The organism is Streptomyces sp. NPDC015220, assembly GCF_043079345.1.
Classification (GTDB): domain Bacteria; phylum Actinomycetota; class Actinomycetes; order Streptomycetales; family Streptomycetaceae; genus Streptomyces.
On the sequence record NZ_JBIBUK010000021.1, the window covers coordinates 1 to 20082 of the forward strand.

19 protein-coding genes are annotated in these 20082 nt (G+C 71.9%); 7 read left to right on the top strand and 12 right to left on the bottom strand.

Features of this window, described 5'->3' with window-relative positions:
- Positions 1–360 precede the first annotated feature (360 nt).
- A complete protein-coding gene (locus ACF061_RS30310) occupies positions 361–1011 on the bottom strand; it encodes a DNA-3-methyladenine glycosylase (RefSeq protein ID WP_392270195.1) in 651 nt (216 codons plus the stop codon).
- Positions 1012–1152: 141 nt separating this feature from the next.
- Here ACF061_RS30310 and ACF061_RS30315 point away from each other — a divergent pair, with 141 nt between their 5' ends.
- From ACF061_RS30315 to ACF061_RS30325, 3 genes are all read left to right on the top strand, one after another.
- Positions 1153–1935 (top strand): sporulation protein, encoded by a 783-nt coding sequence (locus ACF061_RS30315; RefSeq protein WP_392270196.1) that lies wholly within the window; start codon positions 1153–1155, stop codon positions 1933–1935.
- Positions 1936–1997: 62 nt separating this feature from the next.
- The gene (locus ACF061_RS30320; protein WP_392270197.1) at positions 1998–2537 is read left to right on the top strand and encodes a YbhB/YbcL family Raf kinase inhibitor-like protein; all 540 of its coding nucleotides are present in this window, start codon (positions 1998–2000) and stop codon (positions 2535–2537) included.
- Positions 2538–2702: 165 nt separating this feature from the next.
- Positions 2703–3209, top strand: coding sequence for an HNH endonuclease (locus ACF061_RS30325; protein WP_392270198.1), 507 nt, complete (start codon positions 2703–2705; stop codon positions 3207–3209).
- A 160-nt stretch (positions 3210–3369) separates the two neighbouring features.
- Here the strand turns inward: ACF061_RS30325 and ACF061_RS30330 are convergent, their stop codons facing one another.
- The 3 genes from ACF061_RS30330 to ACF061_RS30340 all read right to left on the bottom strand — a co-directional run bounded on the left by ACF061_RS30330 (position 3370) and on the right by ACF061_RS30340 (position 5844).
- Positions 3370–4326: an SPFH domain-containing protein gene (locus tag ACF061_RS30330; protein WP_392270199.1), complete on the bottom strand. Its 957-nt coding sequence runs from the start codon at positions 4324–4326 to the stop codon at positions 3370–3372.
- 125 nt (positions 4327–4451) lie between these two features.
- Positions 4452–4883, bottom strand: a complete 432-nt coding sequence (locus tag ACF061_RS30335; RefSeq protein ID WP_392270200.1) for an NfeD family protein — start codon at positions 4881–4883, stop codon at positions 4452–4454.
- Between the two features lie 163 nt (positions 4884–5046).
- Positions 5047–5844, bottom strand: coding sequence for an ABC transporter ATP-binding protein (locus tag ACF061_RS30340; RefSeq protein WP_392270201.1), 798 nt, complete (start codon positions 5842–5844; stop codon positions 5047–5049).
- 153 nt (positions 5845–5997) lie between these two features.
- Here ACF061_RS30340 and ACF061_RS30345 point away from each other — a divergent pair, with 153 nt between their 5' ends.
- On the top strand, positions 5998–6786 hold the full coding sequence (locus ACF061_RS30345; protein WP_392270202.1) for a hypothetical protein: 789 nt from the start codon (positions 5998–6000) through the stop codon (positions 6784–6786).
- Between the two features lie 118 nt (positions 6787–6904).
- On the opposite strand, the gene ACF061_RS30350 is transcribed toward ACF061_RS30345, so the two are convergent.
- Complete coding sequence (locus ACF061_RS30350; RefSeq protein WP_392270203.1) at positions 6905–7546, bottom strand: response regulator; 642 nt, start codon at positions 7544–7546, stop codon at positions 6905–6907.
- A complete protein-coding gene (locus tag ACF061_RS30355) occupies positions 7539–8684 on the bottom strand; it encodes a GAF domain-containing sensor histidine kinase (protein ID WP_392270204.1) in 1146 nt (381 codons plus the stop codon). The genes ACF061_RS30350 and ACF061_RS30355 overlap by 8 nt, the downstream gene beginning before the upstream one ends.
- A 686-nt stretch (positions 8685–9370) precedes the next feature.
- On the opposite strand from ACF061_RS30355, the gene ACF061_RS30360 reads away from it, so the two are divergent.
- Positions 9371–10105 carry a transglycosylase SLT domain-containing protein gene (locus ACF061_RS30360; RefSeq protein WP_392270205.1) on the top strand — a complete coding sequence of 245 codons (735 nt, stop codon included), beginning with the start codon at positions 9371–9373 and terminating at the stop codon, positions 10103–10105.
- Positions 10106–10230: 125 nt separating this feature from the next.
- Here ACF061_RS30360 and ACF061_RS30365 read toward each other — a convergent pair whose 3' ends face one another.
- On the bottom strand, positions 10231–12741 hold the full coding sequence (locus ACF061_RS30365; RefSeq protein ID WP_392270206.1) for an FHA domain-containing protein: 2511 nt from the start codon (positions 12739–12741) through the stop codon (positions 10231–10233).
- 1547 nt (positions 12742–14288) lie between these two features.
- Here ACF061_RS30365 and serB point away from each other — a divergent pair.
- Positions 14289–15497 (top strand): phosphoserine phosphatase SerB, encoded by a 1209-nt coding sequence (serB, locus tag ACF061_RS30370; RefSeq protein WP_392270207.1) that lies wholly within the window; start codon positions 14289–14291, stop codon positions 15495–15497.
- A gap of 87 nt (positions 15498–15584) precedes the next feature.
- On the opposite strand, the gene ACF061_RS30375 is transcribed toward serB, so the two are convergent.
- The 4 genes from ACF061_RS30375 to ACF061_RS30390 form a co-directional block, all read right to left on the bottom strand.
- Positions 15585–16103, bottom strand: a complete 519-nt coding sequence (locus ACF061_RS30375; protein ID WP_392270208.1) for a SixA phosphatase family protein — start codon at positions 16101–16103, stop codon at positions 15585–15587.
- A 105-nt stretch (positions 16104–16208) separates the two neighbouring features.
- Positions 16209–16415 carry a hypothetical protein gene (locus ACF061_RS30380; protein ID WP_392270209.1) on the bottom strand — a complete coding sequence of 69 codons (207 nt, stop codon included), beginning with the start codon at positions 16413–16415 and terminating at the stop codon, positions 16209–16211.
- Positions 16416–16653: 238 nt separating this feature from the next.
- Positions 16654–16773 (bottom strand): SGM_5486 family transporter-associated protein, encoded by a 120-nt coding sequence (locus ACF061_RS30385; protein WP_392270210.1) that lies wholly within the window; start codon positions 16771–16773, stop codon positions 16654–16656.
- 47 nt (positions 16774–16820) lie between these two features.
- A complete protein-coding gene (locus ACF061_RS30390; RefSeq protein WP_392270211.1) occupies positions 16821–18209 on the bottom strand; it encodes a CynX/NimT family MFS transporter in 1389 nt (462 codons plus the stop codon).
- 91 nt (positions 18210–18300) lie between these two features.
- Here ACF061_RS30390 and ACF061_RS30395 point away from each other — a divergent pair, with 91 nt between their 5' ends.
- Positions 18301–18999 carry a FadR/GntR family transcriptional regulator gene (locus ACF061_RS30395; RefSeq protein ID WP_392270212.1) on the top strand — a complete coding sequence of 233 codons (699 nt, stop codon included), beginning with the start codon at positions 18301–18303 and terminating at the stop codon, positions 18997–18999.
- A gap of 315 nt (positions 19000–19314) precedes the next feature.
- On the opposite strand, the gene fabI is transcribed toward ACF061_RS30395, so the two are convergent.
- Positions 19315–20082, bottom strand: coding sequence for an enoyl-ACP reductase FabI (gene fabI / locus ACF061_RS30400; protein ID WP_392270213.1), 768 nt, complete (start codon positions 20080–20082; stop codon positions 19315–19317).

Sequence of the window (20082 nt, forward strand, 5' to 3'; positions counted from 1 at the left end):
GACTCTATCAGATCTTTTTTCCGATCCGATTTCCTCGGTGCTTTCCAGGTTCCCGCTCTCGCGTTTCCCTTTCCGGCGGTTCCGACTCTATCAGAACTCTTCTGTTCCGATTCCCGGTCGGCGGGATGTCCAAGGCTTGTCGGCTTTCGCCTGTCGGCCTTTTGACTTTCACTACGCTATCCGATTCCCGCCCCGATTCATAATCAGGATTCGCGGGTTCGAATTCGGACGTGCGGACACGTCACTGTCGACCCCGCTGAAGGGGTGCTCGTCAGGTAGTGGGTTGGCCGCTCCGGCTGCAGGCGATCGCCGTACCCGGTTCAGCGGCTCGGGCTACATTACGCACCTTCCCATCCCGAGTCAACTCCGCCGCCGCCTCGGCACATGGGCACGGTACGGGCTCACGGTCGGGTCGTCGGCGGCCCAGTAGCGCCACGGGTGTGCCTCGCCGTCACCGCCCTCGCCGGCGACGCCGGTGCGCGGGCCGTTGCGCACCTGGCCGGCGGGGACGGGCGTGCCGCTGAGGACCCGTATCGGGGTGTCGCCCGGTGCGCAGGCGTCCGTGCCGTCCAGGGAGCGGTCCACGCCCAGGGCGGTGGCCAGCCGGGCCGGGCCCTTGGCCAGTTCCTTGTCGTTGCGGGCCGAGACCCGCCGGAGGCGGGCCAGCTCGGCGCCCTCGACGATCTCGCCGGCGCGGAGCAGGACTCCGCTCGCCCGACCCTCCGGGCCGCACACCAGGTTCATGCAGTGCCACATGCCATAGGTGAAGTAAACGTACACATGGCCGGGCGGGCCGAACATCACGCCGTTGCGGGTGGTCCGGCCGCGGTAGGCGTGGGAGCCGGGGTCGTTCGGGCCGTCGTAGGCCTCGACCTCGGTCAGGCGCAGGGCGATCGGGCCGTCCGGGGTCGTACGGACCAGGACGCGGCCCAGGAGGTCGGGGGCGACGTCCAGGACGGGGCGGTCGAAGAACTCTCTGGGCAGGGGCGTACGGTCCGAGGGCGCGATCATGGCTTCCGAGCGTAGTCCAGTCGGGTGGGTTTCAAGGACTGGTCAAAGATTCCCCTGCTTGTCAGGGTGTGGGCGCGGAACCGGTCGCGGCCGGGTCGCGTTTGTAGGTAGGGCAAGAGCCCACTGCGTAGAGGGAGTGTCATGGCGTTCAAGAAGTTGCTGGCGAGTCTCGGGGCCGGTGGGGCGTCGGTGGAGACGGAGCTGCACGAGGTCAACGTCGTGCCGGGCGGGGTGGTCCAGGGCGAGGTGCGGATCCAGGGCGGGTCCGTGAACCAGCGGATCGAGGGGCTGTCGGTCGGTCTTCAGGCCAAGGTCGAGGTGGAGAGCGGGGACGAGGAGTACAAGCAGGACATCGAGTTCACCAAGGTGCAGCTCGGCGGGGCGTTCGAGCTGCAGGCCGGGGCCGTGCACGCGGTGCCGTTCGGGCTGGAGATCCCGTGGGAGACGCCGGTCACGATGATCGACGGGCAGGCGCTGCGCGGCATGCACATCGGAGTGACCACGGAACTGGCGATCGCGCGTGCCGTGGACTCCGGCGACCTGGACCCGATCAACGTGCACCCGCTTCCGGCGCAGAAGGCGATCCTGGACGCGTTCATCCAGCTGGGCTTCCGCTTCAAGCACGCGGACATGGAGCGCGGGCACATCCGCGGGACGCGGCAGCGGCTGCCGTTCTACCAGGAGATCGAGTTCCAGCCGCCGTCGGAGTACCGGGGTCTGAACGAGGTCGAGTTGAGCTTCGTCGCCGACGAGAACGCGATGGACGTGGTGCTGGAGATGGACAAGAAGCCTGGTCTGTTCAGCGAGGGCAGCGACACCTACCGCTCCTTCCAGGTGGGCCTGCACGACTACCAGGCGACCGACTGGGCGGCGTACCTCCACCAGTGGATCGCCGAGGTCGGCAGCAAGCGCAGTTGGTTCTAGGCTCTGGAACCGGTGATTCCGCCGACAGGGGATCACGACGCAACCGATCAGGAGGTACCGAGGTGACCGAGCTCAAGAGGCGGCCGCTCCCCCACGACTTCCATCCGCCCGTGCCGTCGTTCACGGTCACGAGCGACGACGTGCGGGAGGGGGCGACGCTCAAGGACGCTCAGGTCCAGTCCGCGGGGAACAGCTCGCCGCAGCTGCGCTGGGAGGGCTTCCCGTCCGGGACAAAGAGCTTCGCCGTGACCTGCTACGACCCGGACGCCCCGACGGGCAGCGGGTTCTGGCACTGGGTGGTGTTCGACATCCCGGCCTCGGTGACGGAGCTGCCGGCCGGAGCGGGCGGCGGGAAGTTCGAGGGGCTGCCCGAGGGCGCCGTGCACGCGCGCAACGACTACGGGACCAAGGACTTCGGCGGTGCCGCTCCGCCGCCCGGGGACGGGCCGCACCGTTACGTCTTCACGGTGTACGCCGTCGACCAGGACAGGCTCGGTCCGGACTCGGACGCCTCGCCCGCGGTGGTGGGCTTCAACCTGCGGTTCCACACGTTGGCGCGTGCCCAGCTGATCGGTGAGTACGAGGTTCCCGCCGGGAGCTGAACGTACCCGCCTCCCGGTGTGACGTTCACTGAACGTTTGCCCGCCTCTGGTCTTGGAAGTGATCGGAGGCGGGCATTTTTATTGCGTTGTCCATCTCGGCGCGCCCGTCCAGAGTTGATCCGAGCCCGCCGGGGGGCGGGCGGGTGCACATGGGAGGTGGGCCGGATGCGGGACACGCTGGTGCTGAACGCGAGCTTCGAGCCGCTGTCGACTGTGACGTTGAACCGAGCCGTCGTTCTGGTGCTCCAGGACAAGGCCGTCGTCGAGCAGGCCCACCCCGAACTGCGCATGCGCGGAGCCGCGTTGGACATACCGGCGCCCCGGGTGATCCGGTTGTGCAGGTACGTGCGGGTGCCTTTCCGAAGACAAGCGCCGTGGTCGAGGCGGGGGGTGCTGGTACGGGACCGGCACCGGTGCGCGTACTGCGGGCGGCGGGCGACGACCGTGGACCACGTGGTGCCGAGGTCGCAGGGCGGGCGGGACACCTGGTTGAACACGGTGGCCTCGTGCTCGGAGGACAATCACCGCAAGGCGGACCGCACTCCGGAGGAGGCGGGGATGCCGTTGCTGCGCGAGCCGTTCGAGCCGACTCCGGCGGATGCGATGCTCCTGGCCCTGGGCCAGGAGGATCTCGCCGCTCTGCCGGAGTGGCTGGCCCGGGACGCCGCCTGACCGTTCCCCTTGAATCCCCCGTGGATCCGCGGGTGCTCGCGCGGTGCTTCGGCCGCGGGACGGAGTTCGTGGCCGGTCGCGCCGCGCCCGGACCGCGTGCCGGCGGGGCCCCGCACGCCCCTGGGGGCCGGCGCGGGGCGCGCCCGTCGAGAAGGCGTCCTCAGTCGATCCGGGGCTTCTCGCGGCGTTCGGTGCCGGAGTCGCCCGTCGAGTTGCCGTTGCCGCCGCCGGAATTGCCGCCCAGGGAGCCGAAGTTTCCCATGGCGCCGGAGAGGCCCTTGAGGGCGTCGCCGATCTCGCTGGGCACGATCCAGAGCTTGTTGGCGTCGCCCTCGGCGATCTTCGGGAGCATCTGGAGGTACTGGTAGGAGAGGAGCTTCTGGTCGGGGTCGCCGGCGTGGATCGCCTCGAACACCGTACGGACGGCCTGGGCCTCGCCCTCGGCGCGCAGGGCCGCCGCCTTGGCCTCACCTTCGGCGCGCAGGATCTGGGACTGCTTCTCGCCCTCGGCGCGCAGGATCTCGGACTGCCGGACGCCTTCCGCCTGGAGGATGGCGGCGCGCTTGTCGCGGTCGGCGCGCATCTGCTTCTCCATCGAGTCCTGGATGGAGGTGGGGGGCTCGATCGCCTTCAGCTCGACGCGGTTGACGCGGATGCCCCACTTGCCGGTGGCCTCGTCGAGGACGCCGCGCAGCGCCGCGTTGATTTCCTCGCGGGAGGTGAGGGTGCGCTCCAGGTCCATGCCGCCGATGATGTTGCGCAGCGTGGTGACGGTGAGCTGTTCGATGGCCTGGATGTAGCTGGCGACCTCGTAGGTCGCGGCCCGGGCGTCGGTCACCTGGTAGTAGATGACGGTGTCGATGTTGACGACCAGGTTGTCCTGGGTGATGACCGGCTGCGGCGGGAACGGCACGACCTGCTCGCGCAGGTCGATGCGGTTGCGGATGGTGTCGATGAACGGGACGACGATGTTGAGGCCCGCGTTCAGCGTCCGCGTGTAGCGGCCGAAGCGCTCCACGATGGCGGCGCTGGCCTGCGGGATGACTTGGATCGTCTTGATCAGGGCGATGAAGACCAACACCACCAGAACGATCAGGACGATGATGACCGGTGCCATCGTTGCTCCCCGTACCCTTCTCCGCCTCGGCGCTTTCGGAAGATCTTATGGGCTTCTCGGCTGTTGAAGATCTTGCTGTCGAGTCTGACAGACCGTCGTGTGCCCCGTGGGGTGTTCGGTTGAGGTCACATGACGATCGCGGTGGCTCCCTCGATGTCCACGACGTCGACGTGCGCGCCCACTTCGTATGCGTGGTCGGTGTCGAGCGAGCGGGCCGACCAGATCTCCCCGGCGAGCTTGATCCGGCCGCCGGCGCCGTCGACGCGTTCGAGTACGACGGCCTGCCTGCCCTTCAACGCGTCGACGCCGGTGGCGAGTTGGGGACGCTGCCGGCTGTGCCGGGCGGCGATGGGCCGGACCACGGCGATCAGGGCGACCGAGACGACGACGAAGACGAGTACCTGCGCGACGGCGCCGAGGCCGAAGCCCGCGACGACCGCGGCGGCGACGGCGCCGACCGCGAGCATGCCGAACTCCGGCATCGCGGTCACCACGAGCGGGATTCCGAGCGCCGCCGCGCCGACGAGCCACCACACCCATGCGTCGATGTCGTTCACATGGTCATGGTAGGTCCGCGGCCCTGTCGCGGACAGGGCGCACGGGGGGCGGCTCAGGGCAGGGGCCGAGGGTGCCGGCCCGGGACGGGAGGCCGGCGTCCCGGGCGCGGGCCGGCGGCGGGACCCGGGCAGGGTCCCGCTGTCCGGGTCCGCCGCGGGGGGCTCAGGACAGCGGGAGGCCCTGGGCGGTCCAGCGGTCGCCGACCTGCTCGACGACGAGCGGCAGGCCGAAGCAGTGGGAGAGGTTGCGGGAGGTGAGCTCGAGCTCCAGGGGGCCCGCGGCGAGGACCCGGCCCTGGCGGATCATCAGGACGTGGGTGAAGCCGGGGGCGATCTCCTCGACATGGTGGGTGACCATGATCATCGAGGGGGCGATGGGGTCGCGGGCGAGCCGGCCGAGGCGGCGGACGAGGTCCTCGCGGCCGCCGAGGTCGAGGCCGGCAGCGGGCTCGTCCAGGAGCAGCAGCTCGGGGTCGGTCATCAAGGCGCGGGCGATCAGGGTGCGCTTGCGCTCGCCCTCGGACAGGCTGCCGAAACGGCGGTCGAGGTACTCGGTCATGCCGAGGCGGTCGAGGAAGGCGCGGGCGCGCTGCTCGTCGACGTCCTCGTACTCCTCCTGCCAGCCGGCGGTCATGCCGTAGGCGGCGGTCAGCACGGTCTGCAGTACGGTCTGGCGCTTGGGGAGCTTCTCGGCCATGGCGATGCCGGCCATGCCGATGCGGGGGCGCAGCTCGAAGACGTCGGTGCCGGGCCTGCCGAGGGTCTCGCCGAGGATGGTGGCGGTGCCCTTGCTGGGGTAGAGGTAGCTGGAGGCGACGTTGAGGAGGGTGGTCTTGCCGGCGCCGTTCGGACCGAGGATGACCCAGCGCTCGCCCTCCTTGACCGACCAGGAGACCTGGTCCACCAGAGCCCGGCCCTCGCGGACCACGGATACGTCCTGAAGCTCCAGAACATCGCTCATGAGCGCGTTGTCTCCCCTTGCAGTGTGCCGCCGGTCTCGGCTGTCGCGTACGCCTGTGGCTCGGTCCGCCGCGCCGGTGGGCGCAGCCCCCAACGAATCTACGCCACGGGATGGGCGGGGCGTTCCATCGGTCCGGTCCTTAGGCTGGGGGGCATGCTCTCGGAACCGCGCTCTGGACGCCTCGCCGCTTGGGGAAATGCCCTTTTGGCCGGACTTGTCCCGCCTGATGACGCCGTGCTCGCCATCGTGGGTGAGGACGCCGTCCATCGGGTGGTGGGGCTGCCCGGCGAATCGGAGCCCGTCGGGCTCACGCTCGCGCTGGGGCGGCTGCGGACGCTCGGGGTGGGCGCGCTGCGGGTGGCGCTGCCCGCGCCGGGGCATCCGCTGGGGCTGAGCGGGCCGCCGGAGTTCAACGCGCGGGCGCTGGACGCCCAGGAGGCGGTTGTCTGCCACGGCGCCGCGTTCGGTCTGGTGCCGGAGGTGTCCGAGGCCGGGCCGGCCGGCGATGTGCACGTCCAGGTGGTGTGGCAGGTGCTGCCCGTGCGGGAGGCGCCGCCCGCCGACGTGCCGTCGCTGGGCGAGGCCGAGCGGGAGCTGGCGGAGGCGTTGCGGGAGGCCACGGAGGTGCTGGCGCGGCTGGACGTCGCCGGGTCGGGGCCGGTGGCGGAGGCCGCCGTCGACGCGTACCGGGCGCGGGCCGAGCGGGGGCGTGAGGTGCTGGCCCCGGGCTATCCGCCGCGGGCGGTGCGGGTGCTGGAACTGGCGCAGCGGGTGGGGTTGCTCATCTCGCTGGCGTACGAGAACGGGCACGGGGGCGCGGTGAGCGCGTCGGAGATGGCGGCGCGGGGCGCCGCGCTGCGGCCGGTGGAGCGTACGGCTCGGCGGGCGCAGGTGGCCGCGTACAACTCCGTGGTCGAGGAGCGGGAGAAGAGGGTGCGCTGAGGGGGGTGCGGCCCTGCGACGTGCGGGCCGGGCCGCGAGCTCCCCGCCCGGACCTCGCCGGGCGCGGTCGCGGCACTGGGCGGGGGGAGAACGCTCCGTGTCTCCTCGGGCGGGGCGGTCAGCCGGTCACCCCGTGGCGTACGGCCCACAGCGCGGCCTGGGTACGGTCCGCCAGGTCGAGTTTCATCAGGATGTTCGACACGTGGGTCTTGACGGTCTTCTCGGACAGCACCAGGGCGCGGGCGATCTCGCGGTTGGAGCGGCCGTCCGCTATCAGGCCGAGGACCTCGCGCTCCCGTTCGGTGAGGGAGGTGCTCCGCCCTTGGCCCGAGTTGGCTTCCTCCTGGGACAGCAGGGCGTCGGCGACCTCCGGCTGGAGGAGGATGTGGCCGGCGTGCACCGAGCGGACGGCGCCGGCGAGCGCGTCGGGGTCCACGTCCTTGTACACGTAGCCGGCGGCGCCCGCGCGCAGCGCCGGGATCACCGTGCGCTGTTCGGTGAAGCTGGTCACGATCAGCACGCGTGCGGGGTTGCCGAGGTCGCGCAGCCGGCGCAGGGCCTCGACACCGTCCATGACGGGCATCTTGACGTCCATGAGGACGACGTGGGGCCTCAGCTCCTCGGCGCGGGCGACGCCCTCGGCGCCTTCGGCGGCCTCGCCGACGACCTCGATGTCGTCCTGCACCTCCAGGAAGGTGCGCAGGCCCCGGCGTACCACTTGGTGGTCGTCGACGACCAGCACCTTGATCGGGTCAGCCACCGGGAGTCTCCATCTCGATCGTGGTGCCCTTGCCGGGCGCCGATTCCACGGTCAGTGTGCCGCCGGCCCCGTCGGCCCGGTCACGCATCGAGACCAGGCCCAGGTGGCGGCCCGCGCGGCGCACCTTCATCGGGTCGAAGCCGCTGCCGTCGTCGGTGACGCGCAGGACGGCTCCGCAGCCCCGGCGCTCCAGGGTGACGGCGACGTGCCCGGCGCCCGAGTGGCGCAGCGCGTTGTGCAGGGCCTCCTGCGCGACGCGGAGCATGGCCTCCTCCTGCGCGGCCGGCAGGGCCCTGAAGCCGCCGGCGGCGAAGGTGACCCGCGCGCTGTGGACGCGGTCGAGGACCTGGATCTGGGTGCGGAGGGCGGCGACCAGGCCGTCCTCCTCCAGGGCGGCGGGGCGCAGCTCCACCACGGCGGCGCGCAGTTCGTCGGCGGCCTCGGCGGCGAGCGCGGCCACCTGCTGCAGTTCGCCCTTGGCGCGCACCGGGTCCCGGTCGACCAGGGCGGCGGCGGCCTGGGCGGTCAGGCGCAGGGAGAACAGTTTCTGGCTGACGGCGTCGTGCAGCTCGTGGGCGAGGCGGGAACGCTCCTCGGCGATGGTCAGCTCGCGGCTGCGCTCGTACAGGCGGGCGTTGGTGAGGGCGATCGCGGCGTGCTGGGCGAGGATGGCCAGCAGTTCCTCGTCCTCCTCCGTGAAGCCGCAGCCGACCCTCGGCTCGGAGCAGCGCTTGTTCGCCAGGAACAGCGCCCCGATGACCTCGTCGCCGTCCCGGATCGGCAGGCCGAGGAAGTCGGACATCTCGGGGTGCGCGGCCGGCCAGCCCTCGAAGCGCGGGTCCTCGCGCACGTCGGCCAGGCGCTCGGCCCTGGCCTCGTGCAGCATCGCGGCGAGGATCCCGTGCTGGCGCGGGAGCGGGCCGATGGCGCGCCACTGTTCCTCGGTGACCCCGTCGACCACGAACTGGGCGAAGCCCCCGTGGTCGTCCGGGACGCCGAGGGCGGCGTACTGCGCGTCGAGCAGCTCGCGGGCCGAGGCGACGATCGTCTTGAGTACGTCGCGCACCTCCAGGTGCCTGCTCATGGCCAGCAGCGCGGAACTCACCGCGGCGAGGCCGGACCGGGGTCCTTGACTCATGTCCTCACGGTACCGGCGGGGCGCGACGGTCCGGATCGGGCCCGTTACGGCGCCGTCCGGGGCGCCCGCCCGAGGTCCACGGGCCCGGTCCGCCGGTCGGAAGGGGATGGCGGACTGGACGTCTGTCCGGGCGGCCCGGTGACAGCGGCCACCCCGCGGGGCCGGGCCTCGGGGGGTCAGGCCTCGGGGGCCGGGCCTGGGGGGTCAGGTGCGACGCGTCAGGTGTGACGCGTCAGGTGTGAGGGGGCGGGCCCGTGGGGTCGGCGCGGCTGTCCATGGGGTGAGGGGGCGGGCCGGTGGGTGGGCCGGCGGCACGAGGGTGGCGACGAGCGCTCCTGGACCCCGACGAAAGCCGCTGACGCAGAGCGTTGCTACGGCAACGTTTGGTGAGCGGGCCTGCCCTCCGATGTGAGGACGCGCATAGGACGCAGGTCACGTACGAACGGACATAGGAGGCGACGGGTGCCCTATGAACGGGGAGAACAGCCCTGTTCGTCCCGTTTTGCCTGTCCCTGATCCACTATCCGGCTTCGTACGTCACACCTTTGCAACCGAATTTTGCGGCAGCTAAGAATTGCTCTCGTCGCTCAGCGCCGCGGGTTTCCGCTCGCGGCGTTCGTGTGGGTGAGACCCCCTCCCGCAGTCCGGAGAGCGACCTCCGCGCTACTCGAAGAGGTCTATTTCTTATGTCCGCGAACTTCCGCTTCATCCGAAACAGTCGATCCCTGACCAAGACCCAGAAGGTCGCCTTCGCCGGTGCCGCCACCCTCGGCGCCGCCGCCATCGCCGTCTCGGCCGCCGTGCCCGGTGAGGCCCACACGGCCGTCTCCGCCGACGCCGCCACCGCCGCGGCCCCGGTCGCGATGAGCTCGCAGCCGGCCAAGACCGTCCAGGCCAGCGTCACCGACCAGCTCGCCGGCGACAGCGTGAAGATCCAGGCCATCGCGGCCAAGAAGCAGGCCGCCGCCCACGAGAAGGCCGCCGTCGCCAAGAAGGCCGCCGCCGAGCGCAAGGCCGAGGCCGCCCACCACGCCGAGCAGACCGCGAGCCGGTCCGCGCAGCGCCCGCGGATGCAGACGGTCGCCGTCTCCACCAGCTACGGCAACAACCTCAACGGCTGGATCCGCCAGTCGCTGGACATCATGAAGCAGCACAACATCCCGGGCTCCTACAACGGCCTGCACCGCAACATCATGCGGGAGTCCTCGGGCAACCCGATGGCCATCAACGGCTGGGACATCAACGCCCGCAACGGCATCCCCTCCAAGGGCCTGCTGCAGGTGATCGACCCGACCTTCAACACGTACCACGTCGCGGGCACGTCGAAGAACATCTACGACCCGGTGGCCAACATCACCGCCGCCGCCAACTACGCGGCCCACCGCTACGGCTCGATCGACAACGTCAACAGCGCGTACTGAGGTCGGCGCGGACCTCTTCAAGAGACGCGGAAGGGCGGCACCCCGTGCGGGGTGCCGCCCTCGCTGTACCCACGAGCGGTCCTCGTGCCGTAGCCCTCGCGGTACGGGCGCTACGGTGACCGCCGTTACTTGCGCATGACCTCCGGCTCGTGGCGGCGCAGGAAGCGCGCCACCAGGAGGCCGCAGGCGACGCCCAGCGCGATCAGCACGACCATGTCCATCCCCCAGGCCGAGACCTCGTGGTTCCACAGCGGGTCGGTGCTGGTCGGGTCGTCGGTGTTCGGGGCGATGTCGTTGAAGTCGAGCGTGGTGCCGGCGGCGGCGACCGCCCAGCGGGACGGCATCAGGTACGAGAACTCGTTGACGCCGACCGTGCCGTGCAGCGTGAACAGGCAGCCGGTGAACACCACCTGGATGATCGCGAACATCACCAGCAGCGGCATGGTCTTCTCGGCGGTCTTCACCAGCGAGGAGATGACCAGGCCGAACATCATCGAGGTGAAGCCGAGCACCATGATCGGCAGGCACAGCTCCAGCAGGGTTCCGTTGCGCAGGATCAGGCCCTCGTCGGGGATCTCCCGGCTGGCGAAGCCGATCACGCCGACCAGCAGGCCCTGCGCCATGGTGACCAGGCCGAGGACGACGACCTTGGACATCAGGTACGCCGAACGGGACAGGCCGGTCGCGCGCTCCCGTTCGTAGATGACCCGTTCCTTGATCAGCTCACGGACGGAGTTGGCTGCGCCCGCGAAGCACGCGCCGACCGCGAGGATCAGCAGCACCGTGGTGGCCGTGCCGTTCGGGGCGTGGGTGCCCGTCTTCGGGTTGATCCCCGGGTTGACCAGCAGGCCCTTGTCGTGCTGGATGAGCAGGCTGACCGCGCCGAGCACCGCCGGCAGGATCACCGTCAGCGCCAGGAAGCCCTTGTCGGAGGCGATGACCGCCACGTACCGCCGGACCAGGGTCAGCAGCTGCGATCCCCAGCCCTGCGGCTTGGGCGGCCTGAGGGCCTGCGGCGGGGCCACGGGTACGGACTGCGGGGCGACCGCGTCGATGTCCGCGGCGTACATCTGGTAGTGCTGCGAGCCCTTCCACCGGCCCGCCCAGTCGTAGTCGCGGTAGCTCTCGAAGGCGGAGAAGACGTCGGCCCAGCTCTCGTAGCCGAAGAAGTTCAGCGCCTCCTCCGGCGGACCGAAGTAGGCGACGCTGCCGCCGGGCGCCATCACCAGCAGCTTGTCGCAGATCGCCAGTTCGGCCACCGAGTGGGTGACGACCAGGACGGTGCGGCCGTCGTCGGCCAGGCCGCGCAGCAGCTGCATGACGTCGCGGTCCATGCCCGGGTCGAGGCCGCTGGTCGGCTCGTCCAGGAAGATAAGCGACGGCTTGGTGAGCAGTTCCAGGGCCACCGAGACGCGCTTGCGCTGGCCGCCGGAGAGGGAGGTGACCTTCTTCTCCTTGTGGACGTCCAGCTTCAGTTCGCGCAGCACCTCGTCGATGCGGGCCTCGCGCTCGGCGGCCGTGGTGTCGGCCGGGAAGCGCAGCTTGGCCGCGTACTTGAGGGCCTTCTTGACGGTCAGCTCCTTGTGCAGGATGTCGTCCTGCGGAACCAGGCCGATGCGCTGGCGCAGTTCGGCGAACTGCTTGTAGAGGTTCCGGTTGTCGTAGAGAACCTCGCCCTGGTCGGCGGGCCGGTAGCCGGTGAGCGCCTTGAGCAGGGTGGACTTTCCGGAGCCGGACGGGCCGATGACCGCGATCAGCGACTTCTCGGGGACGCCGAAGGAGACGTCCTTGAGGATCTGCTTGCCGCCGTCGACCGTGACGGTCAGGTGGCGGGCGGAGAAGGACACCTCACCGGTGTCGACGAACTCCTCCAGCCGGTCGCCGACGATCCGGAACGTCGAGTGGCCGACACCGACGATGTCGCTCGGGCCGAGCACCGCCGAGCCGCCCTTGGGGATCGGCTGGCCGTTGACGTACGTGCCGTTGTGCGAGCCGAGGTCGCGGATCTCGAACCGGCCGTCGGGCGTGGCGTGGAACTCCGCGTGGTTGCGGGAGACCTGGAGGTCGGAGACGACCAGGTCGTTCTCCAGGGCACGGCCGATGCGCATCACACGGCCCAGGGAGAACTGGTGGAACGTGGTCGGGCTGCGGTCGCCGTGGACCGGCGGCGCCCCCGCGCCACCGCCGGGGCCGACCTGCTGCTGCGGGATCGACGGCGCCTTCGCCGGCTCCTGCCAGTCGGCCCGCGGGCCGTGCTGCTGCGGTACGGACGGCGCCTGCTGGGCCCATCCGGCGTTCGCGGCCTGCGCGGCGTAGGGCTGCTGCTGGGGCTGGACCTGCGGTGCGGCGGCCGAGAGGTTCAGGCCCGGTCCGTCGGTCGCGTTGCCGAGGCGGACCTCCGCACCCGGGCCGATCTCCGTCTGCTGGACTCGTTGGCCCTGCACGAACGTGCCGTTGGTGCTGCCGTGGTCCTCGATGACCCAACCGCGGCCGTCGAAACTGACCGTGGCGTGACGCCAGGAGACCCTTGCGTCGTCGAACACGATGTCACCCTGCGGATTGCGTCCCAGGGTGTAAGGCCTGGACGGATCCAGCGTCCAGGTCCGTCCATTGGTTTCCAGTACGAGTTCCGGCACTCCATGCCCCACTGAGTTGTCCCCCGAGTTACCCCCGTCACAGGGAGTGTAGGGATGTCGAACATCGTGGGGAACTATTTCAGGCTCCGCCCCCTGACCGAAACCCAGGCCTTGTCATGAGTACGTAACGCGCGCTCACATCCGTTGCGGCAGTGGGTGTCGAAACCCAGTCGGAGCGTGCCATTCCCACCCGAGGGGGACTTGTGTGGCGGCGGTCGTGCCGCGTCACTGACCGGGGGTCCGCCATGAGCGCCGCCGGACGGGCCGCGACCGGTGGGCGCGGTGCGCACGTGCCGCGGCCCGATGTGCCGCCGTCCGCGATCGCGTGCGTGAGCTGGGCGTCGGCCGGCCTGGCGGGCACGGCCGCACTCGGTCCGCGTCTGCCGCGGGCGGACTCCGCCGGTTCGCCCGGCCCGATGTCCGCCGCCGTGGTGGCGTTGGGGGCCGGTGGTGCGGTGGAGCCCTCCGGTGAAGCCGTCCGGTGGCGTTTCCGCGTTCGGCTCGAAGGGCGCGCGGGCACACACCGCCGTCCAGATCACGCCACTGGGTGTGGGCCTGGTCGGGGCGCTGCCGCTGTCCTGGTTCCCTACGGTCCGTGCGGGCGGCCGGAGTTGTGACCGCCCCGGCCGAACTGCCGCCCGCGGCGGGCGCGGTGGGCGCGGTGGTCGTGACGACGCCGGGCGGGCTCACGGGTGCGCCACGGCGTCGTCACGGTCGACGGAGGCTCGGCGCCGGGAGTGGGCCGTCGGGCGGTGCCTTTGGCACTGGGTGCCGCGGGGAGGCCAGGGGGCAGGGGGCTCCGGGACTGGGGCGAGCGGAGAGGGCAGGGGGCTCCGGGACTGGGCCGGGCGGCGCGACGGCAGCGGGCGTACGCCGTCCGGCGCACGTACGCGGTCCGGGGCGGACGTACGCGGTCCGGGGCGGACGTACGCGGTCCTGCGGGCTACGGCCCCCGCTCCCTCGCCCTCGCCCTCGCCAAGCCGTACCGGCCGGCCGGCCCCGGCACCAACACCGACCCCTGCATCCGCCTGCCCTGCGGACCGCGCCGTCCGGAGGACGCCCGGCCTGGCGTCGGCCCCTCACCGGACGGCGGCCCCGCCGCCACCGGCGAACTGACGCGATCGACGGGATCGCGCGATCGACGGGATCGCGCGGTCGACGGGATCGCGCGGTCGGCCGACCGACGCGGTCCGCACACGGGATCGCGGCCCGCGCCCGCGCCGTGACCAGGGCCCCCGTGTCGTCGGCCGACGCCGCCGGGCTCCGTGCCGCGCCTGGCTCTCGTGGCCGCGGGGCCCGCCGCGCCACCGGGCCCGCATCGGCCCGCACCCTTGCGCGCACCGGCCCGCGCCCTGCGCACAGCGGCCCGCGCCGTGGGCGGACGGGTGCCGCCCGGCCTGGCTCGCTCGACGGGCCGGTGCGCCCGGCACCCTGTGTCGTGGGCGGATCGTCCGGTGGGCGCCATCCGATCGACACCCAGTGTTCGCTGTCCGCCAGGCGGACCGGAGCGGCAGTAGGCACTGCGTGCCGGATACGGTGGAAGCACCATGAGCGCTTCGCAGAGTTCCGATGACCTCACCCTTCTCGTCAAGATCTTCGGGAAGGACAGGCCGGGTATCACAGCCGGCCTCTTCGACACCCTCGCGGCCTACTCCGTCGACGTGGTCGACATCGAGCAGGTCGTCACCCGTGGCCGAATGGTGCTGTGCGCGCTCGTCACCCAGCCGCCCGCCGGGCTGGAGGGCGATCTGCGGGCCACCGTGCACAGCTGGGCCGAGTCGATGAAGATGCAGGCGGAGATCCTCTCCGGCCGGGGCGACAACATGCCGCGCGGCCTCGGCCGCTCCCTGGTCACCGTGCTCGGTCACCCCCTCACGGCCGAGGCGACCGCCCAGATCGCGGCGCGGATCACCAAGGCCGGCGGCAACATCGACCGCATCTTCCGGCTGGCCAAGTATCCGGTGACGGCGGTGGAGTTCGCGGTGTCCGGGGTGGCGACGGAACCGCTGCGCACCGCCCTGGCGACGGACGCGGCGGCGCTGGGTGTCGATGTCGCGGTGGTCGCGGCGGGCCTGCACCGGCGCGCGCAGCGCCTGGTCGTCATGGACGTCGACTCGACGCTCATCCAGGACGAGGTCATCGAGCTGTTCGCCGCGCACGCCGGCTGCGAGGACAAGGTCGCCGAGGTGACGGCCGCCGCGATGCGCGGGGAGCTGGACTTCGAGCAGTCGCTGCACGCCCGCGTGGCGCTGCTGGCGGGGCTGGACGCCTCCGTGGTGGACAAGGTGCGCAGCGAGGTGCGGCTGACGCCGGGCGCCCGCACCCTGATCCGTACGCTGAAGCGGCTGGGTTACCAGGTCGGTGTCGTCTCGGGCGGCTTCACGCAGGTCACGGACGATCTCAAGGACCGGCTCGGGCTGGACTTCGCGCAGGCCAACACGCTGGAGATAGTCGACGGGAAGCTGACGGGCCGGGTCACCGGCGAGATCGTCGACCGGGCGGGCAAGGCGCGGCTGCTGCGCCGGTTCGCCGCCGAGGCGGGCGTTCCGCTGGCGCAGACCGTCGCGATCGGTGACGGCGCGAACGACCTGGACATGCTGAACGCGGCCGGGCTCGGGGTCGCCTTCAACGCCAAGCCGGTGGTGCGGGAGGCCGCGCACACCGCGGTGAACGTGCCCTTCCTCGACACGGTCCTGTACCTGCTCGGTGTCACCCGCGAAGAGGTCGAGGCGGCCGACGCGCACGAGGAGAGCTGAGCCTTCGCGCGGACGTCCCGGACGCGGAGGCCGAGGGGCCCGGCACGCCCGTCCCGGCTGCCGGGCCCCTCGCACGGTCTCAGCGGGTCACTCCGACGGCGCCCAGTAGTCGCGCAGCGTGGCCGCGCCGGGTTCCAGGGTCTTCCAGGAGCCGTCGAACGTCACGACGGCGAAGGCCGCGGCCGGGAAGCCCCGGCGGCCCATCCGCTCGCGGGCGTCGTCCTCGGCCGAGCCGGACAGCACCTCGGCCAGTCCCTGGACACCCGGGTTGTGGCCGATCAGGACGAGGTTGCGCACATCGTCCGGCGTCTCGTTGAGCACGGCGATCAGCTCACCGGGCGAGGCCTCGTAGATCCGCTCCTCGTAGACGGTTTTCGGCCGGTGCGGCAGCTCGTGGACGGCGAGCTTCCAGGTCTCCCTGGTCCGGGTCGCGGTGGAGCACAGGGCCAGGTCGAAGGCGACACCGGTGTCGGCCAGCTTGCGGCCGGCCACCGCGGCGTCCTTGCGGCCCCGCTCGGTGAGCGGTCGTTCATGGTCGGTCACCTGCGGCCAGTCGGCTTTCGCATGCCGGAAGAGGACAATCCTGCGGGGTTCTGCGACGCTCATGGCACCCAGCTTCGCATGAAACAGGCCACAGGGCTCAGGGAGTTGACATGCGCGTTCACGGGGACACGGCGCGTGCCGGGCGGCCCGCGGTCAGGGCCGGGCGCGTCAGCGGGTCAGCAGCTCCTGGGCCCGCTGCAAGAGCTGGGTCATCGCGGGGTCACCGGCGGCCGCGTTCGCGTCCGACGGGTTGAGTATCAGGGCGAGCAGCGCGGCGAAGGCGAGGGCCGGCAGGGCCAGGACCCACCAGCGCAGCCGGACGTCGACGCCGCCCGTGGTCGCCGGGTGGGGCCGGGTGTGCGTTCGGGCCGGCATGTTCGCCTCCGCTGGTCTTCGAGTGGTCCGCGGACCGCTTCTCGCGGTCGTACCTCGAAGTTACGGAACCGGCGCGCCCCCGCACATCCGGTGATCCACCCACTTGACCCTGACCCCCGCCCCCTAGGGGATGGGGGGTTGTCCCCACCCCCTACCCAGGGGGCGGGCCGTCCCCGCCCGGCGGACGGCGCGGACACCGGGGAGGTGGTGGCCGTGCGGCCGAGGGGGTCCGGGAGGGTCAGGGGGAGGCGATGGTCGCGACGATGCCGATGATCACGAAGATGGCGAAGAACGCGCCGAAGACGATCAGCATCTTCTTCTGGCCGTTCGGCGGGTTCGGGTCGAGCACAGGCTGCATGGCCCCAGTTTCGCACCTCGGGCCCACGGCGGGCGCCCCGGGGCGGTTCAGCGCGTCGCCTCTTCCTCCACCGTGCGGTCGCGGCCCGCCAGGCAGCCCACCACCATCTGCGGGATCATCAAGGCGGTCATCAGCGCGATCGGCAGGCCCCAGCCGCCGCTGCTCTGGTACAGGACGCCCACCAGCAGCGGCCCGGGGATGGATATCAGGTAGCCGGTGCTCTGGGCGAACGCCGAGAGCTGGGCCACGCCCGCGCCGGTCCGGGCCCGCATGCCGACCATGGTGAGCGCCAGCGGGAAGGCGCAGTTGGACACGCCGAGCAGGACGGCCCAGGCCCAGGCCCCGGCGGCGGGCGCGAGGTACAGGCCGGCGTAGCCGGCCAGGCCGCAGACGCCGAGCACGAGCACGATCGGGCCCTGGTGGGGCAGCCGGGTGGCCAGACGCGGGATGACGAAGGCCAGCGGCACGCCCATCACCATGGTGACGGCCAGCAGCAGTCCGGCCGTGCCGGCGGACACGCCCGCGTCCCGGAAGATCTGTGCCATCCAGCCCATCGTGATGTAGGCGGCGGTGGCCTGGAGCCCGAAGAAGACGGCCAGCGCCCAGGCGGTGCGGCTGCGGGTGATCCGCAGGGCGGGCGCCTGCTCCTCGCGCGGGGCCTCCGGGCGTACGTCTTCCCGCTGGGCGGACCCGGTCGCCGCGCCGTCCTGCCGTGCGGGCGTCCGGGTGGCCGGCGCCGGCGCGGCGGATTCCCGCGCCGTGCCGCGGTCCCGCACCAGCGGCAGCCACGGGAGCACGGCCGCCACGGCGAGGACCGCCCACACGGCGAGCCCCGACTTCCAGCTGTCGCCGAGCGCGCCGGTCAGCGGCACGGTGACCGCTGCGGCGGTCGATGTGCCGAGGGCGAGGGCCATCGAGTACAGGCCGGTCATGGAGCCGACCCGGTCCGGGAACCAGCGCTTGACGATGACCGGCATCAGGACGTTGCTGACCGCGATGCCCATGAGGGCGAGGGCGCTGGCGGCCAGGAAGGCGGCCGTGTTCCCGACGTAGGGCCGGATCAGCAGCCCCGCGGCGATGGCGGCCATGCCCGCGCACACCACCGCGGCCGGTCCGAAGCGGCGCGCGAGGCGGGGGGCCATGACGCCGAAGACGGCGAAGCACAGCGGGGGCACGGAGGTGAGCAGTCCGGCCACGCTGCCGCTCATCCCGAGCCCGTCGCGCACCTCTTCGAGGAGCGCTCCGAGGCTGGTGATCGCGGGCCTGAGGTTCAGGGCGGACAGCACGATGCCGACGACGACCAGACGCGTCGTCCACGCGCGCGTGGCGGCCGTCCGGGGTTCTGGGAGCGCCCCGGTCCCCCCGGGGGCGGCGGTCGCGGCCGGGGCCTGCTGCTCGGTCGGTGACGTCGTCCGGGTCGTTTCCTCGCTTGCCATGAAGCCCATCATAGAATCATGGGATGATTGACTGTCCAGAGAGTCAACGGTTCGGGAGCCGGCCTCCGGGTCCCGTGTGCGAAGGTGTGCCATGCCCCTGAGCCATCCGCGCCGGTCGGCGCTGTCCGAGCAGGTCATCGCCGCGCTGCGGAACCAGATCACCTCGGGCGAGTGGCCGGTCGGATCCCGCATCCCGACGGAGCCCGAGCTGGTGGAGCAGCTCGGCGTCGCCCGCAACACCGTCCGCGAGGCGGTGCGCGCGCTCGCCCACAACGGTCTGCTGGACATCCGCCAGGGTTCCGGCACGTACGTCGTGGCGACCAGCGAGCTGGCGGGCGTGATGCACCGCCGGTTCTCCGGGGCCGATCCGCGGCACATCGCCGAGCTGCGCTCCACCCTGGAGTCGGCGGCGGCGAAGCTGGCCGCCGAGCGGCGCGGCGAGAAGGACCTCAAGCAGCTCGACGCGCTGCTCGTGCGGCGGGAGGAGGCCTGGGAGTCCGGCGACGCGGAGGCCTTCGTGAGCGCGGACGCCACCTTCCACCTGGCCGTGGTGGCCGCGTCCCACAACGACGTGATGACCGCGATGTACGCGGACCTCGGCGAGGTGATGCGGGATTGGCTGCGCGCGGACGTCGGCGCGGAGCTCACCCCCGACACGCACATGGACCACACGCGGCTGGTCGACGCGATCCGCACGGGCGACGCGGAGGCGGCCGCCGCCGAGGCCGCGAGCTACCCCTTCCTGTGCCGTCCGGGCCGGCTGGGCTTCGGTCCGCCGGCCGGCGACTGATCCGCGCCGAGCGCCGTCTCCTTCCGGCGGCGGCCGCTCGCCCCCGGTCCGCGCGGGCGAGCGGCCGACCGGCCGCCGCGGCGCCGTCGTTGTCGGAGTCCCACCACCGGCGCACTCGACCCGCGGGGCCGGGCGGTCGCTCCCGGGCCGGACGGAACAGGGTGCGCGGGCCCCGGGCCGCCCGCCCGGCCGGCTGCGCCGATCGGGTGGTGGCGAGGACGCGGGGCCGGGCGGCGCGACGCGCGCAGGGCCCGCCTCCCCGGCGTTCTCCCGGGAGGCGGGCCCTGCGGTGTCAGGCGGGTCAGGCGGTGGCGCTCACGCGCCGATGGCGTGCAGACCGCCGTCGACGTGCACGATCTCGCCGGTGGTCTTCGGGAACCAGTCGCTCAGCAGCGCCACGACACCGCGGCCGGCCGGCTCGGGGTCCTTCAGGTCCCACTCCAGCGGGGCGCGGGTGTCCCAGACGGAGGCCAGCTCGCCGAAGCCCGGGATGGACTTGGCGGCCATGGAGCCGATCGGGCCGGCGGAGATGAGGTTGCAGCGGATGTTCTGCTTGCCCAGGTCACGGGCGAGGTAGCGGCTGGTGGCCTCCAGGGCGGCCTTGGCCGGGCCCATCCAGTCGTACTGCGGCCAGGCGAAGGAGGCGTCGAAGGTGAGGCCGACGACCGAGCCGCCGTTCTGCATCAGCGGCAGGCAGGCCATGGTCAGCGACTTCAGGGAGAAGGCGGAGACGTGCATGGCGGTGGCGACGGACTCGAAGGGCGTGTTGAGGAAGTTGCCGCCGAGCGCGTCCTGCGGGGCGAAGCCGATGGAGTGCACGATGCCGTCGAGGCCGCCGAGCTCCTCGCCGACGACGTCGGCCAGGCGCCCGAGGTGCTCGTCGTTGGTGACGTCGAGCTCGATGACCTTGGTGGGCTTGGGAAGCTTCTTGGCGATGCGCTCGGTCAGCGTGGGCCGCGGAAAGGCGGTGAGGATGATCTCGGCGCCCTGCTCCTGGGCCAGCTTGGCGGTGTGGAAGGCGATGGAGGACTCCATCAGCACACCGGTGATCAGGACGCGCTTGCCCTCGAGAATTCCGCTCAT

Bases quoted from the DNA above. Each gene is read 5' to 3' on its own strand.
- ACF061_RS30310 (WP_392270195.1), bottom strand. From the start codon at position 1,011: ATGATCGCGCCCTCGGACCGTACGCCCCTGCCCAGAGAGTTCTTCGAC.
- ACF061_RS30315 (WP_392270196.1), top strand. From the start codon at position 1,153: ATGGCGTTCAAGAAGTTGCTGGCGAGTCTCGGGGCCGGTGGGGCGTCG.
- ACF061_RS30325 (WP_392270198.1), top strand. From the start codon at position 2,703: ATGCGGGACACGCTGGTGCTGAACGCGAGCTTCGAGCCGCTGTCGACT.
- ACF061_RS30330 (WP_392270199.1), bottom strand. From the start codon at position 4,326: ATGGCACCGGTCATCATCGTCCTGATCGTTCTGGTGGTGTTGGTCTTC.
- ACF061_RS30340 (WP_392270201.1), bottom strand. From the start codon at position 5,844: ATGAGCGATGTTCTGGAGCTTCAGGACGTATCCGTGGTCCGCGAGGGC.
- ACF061_RS30345 (WP_392270202.1), top strand. From the start codon at position 5,998: ATGCTCTCGGAACCGCGCTCTGGACGCCTCGCCGCTTGGGGAAATGCC.
- ACF061_RS30355 (WP_392270204.1), bottom strand. From the start codon at position 8,684: ATGAGTCAAGGACCCCGGTCCGGCCTCGCCGCGGTGAGTTCCGCGCTG.
- ACF061_RS30360 (WP_392270205.1), top strand. From the start codon at position 9,371: ATGTCCGCGAACTTCCGCTTCATCCGAAACAGTCGATCCCTGACCAAG.
- serB (WP_392270207.1), top strand. From the start codon at position 14,289: ATGAGCGCTTCGCAGAGTTCCGATGACCTCACCCTTCTCGTCAAGATC.
- ACF061_RS30375 (WP_392270208.1), bottom strand. From the start codon at position 16,103: ATGAGCGTCGCAGAACCCCGCAGGATTGTCCTCTTCCGGCATGCGAAA.
- ACF061_RS30380 (WP_392270209.1), bottom strand. From the start codon at position 16,415: ATGCCGGCCCGAACGCACACCCGGCCCCACCCGGCGACCACGGGCGGC.
- ACF061_RS30385 (WP_392270210.1), bottom strand. From the start codon at position 16,773: ATGCAGCCTGTGCTCGACCCGAACCCGCCGAACGGCCAGAAGAAGATG.
- ACF061_RS30390 (WP_392270211.1), bottom strand. From the start codon at position 18,209: ATGGCAAGCGAGGAAACGACCCGGACGACGTCACCGACCGAGCAGCAG.
- ACF061_RS30395 (WP_392270212.1), top strand. From the start codon at position 18,301: ATGCCCCTGAGCCATCCGCGCCGGTCGGCGCTGTCCGAGCAGGTCATC.
- fabI (WP_392270213.1), bottom strand. From the start codon at position 20,082: ATGAGCGGAATTCTCGAGGGCAAGCGCGTCCTGATCACCGGTGTGCTG.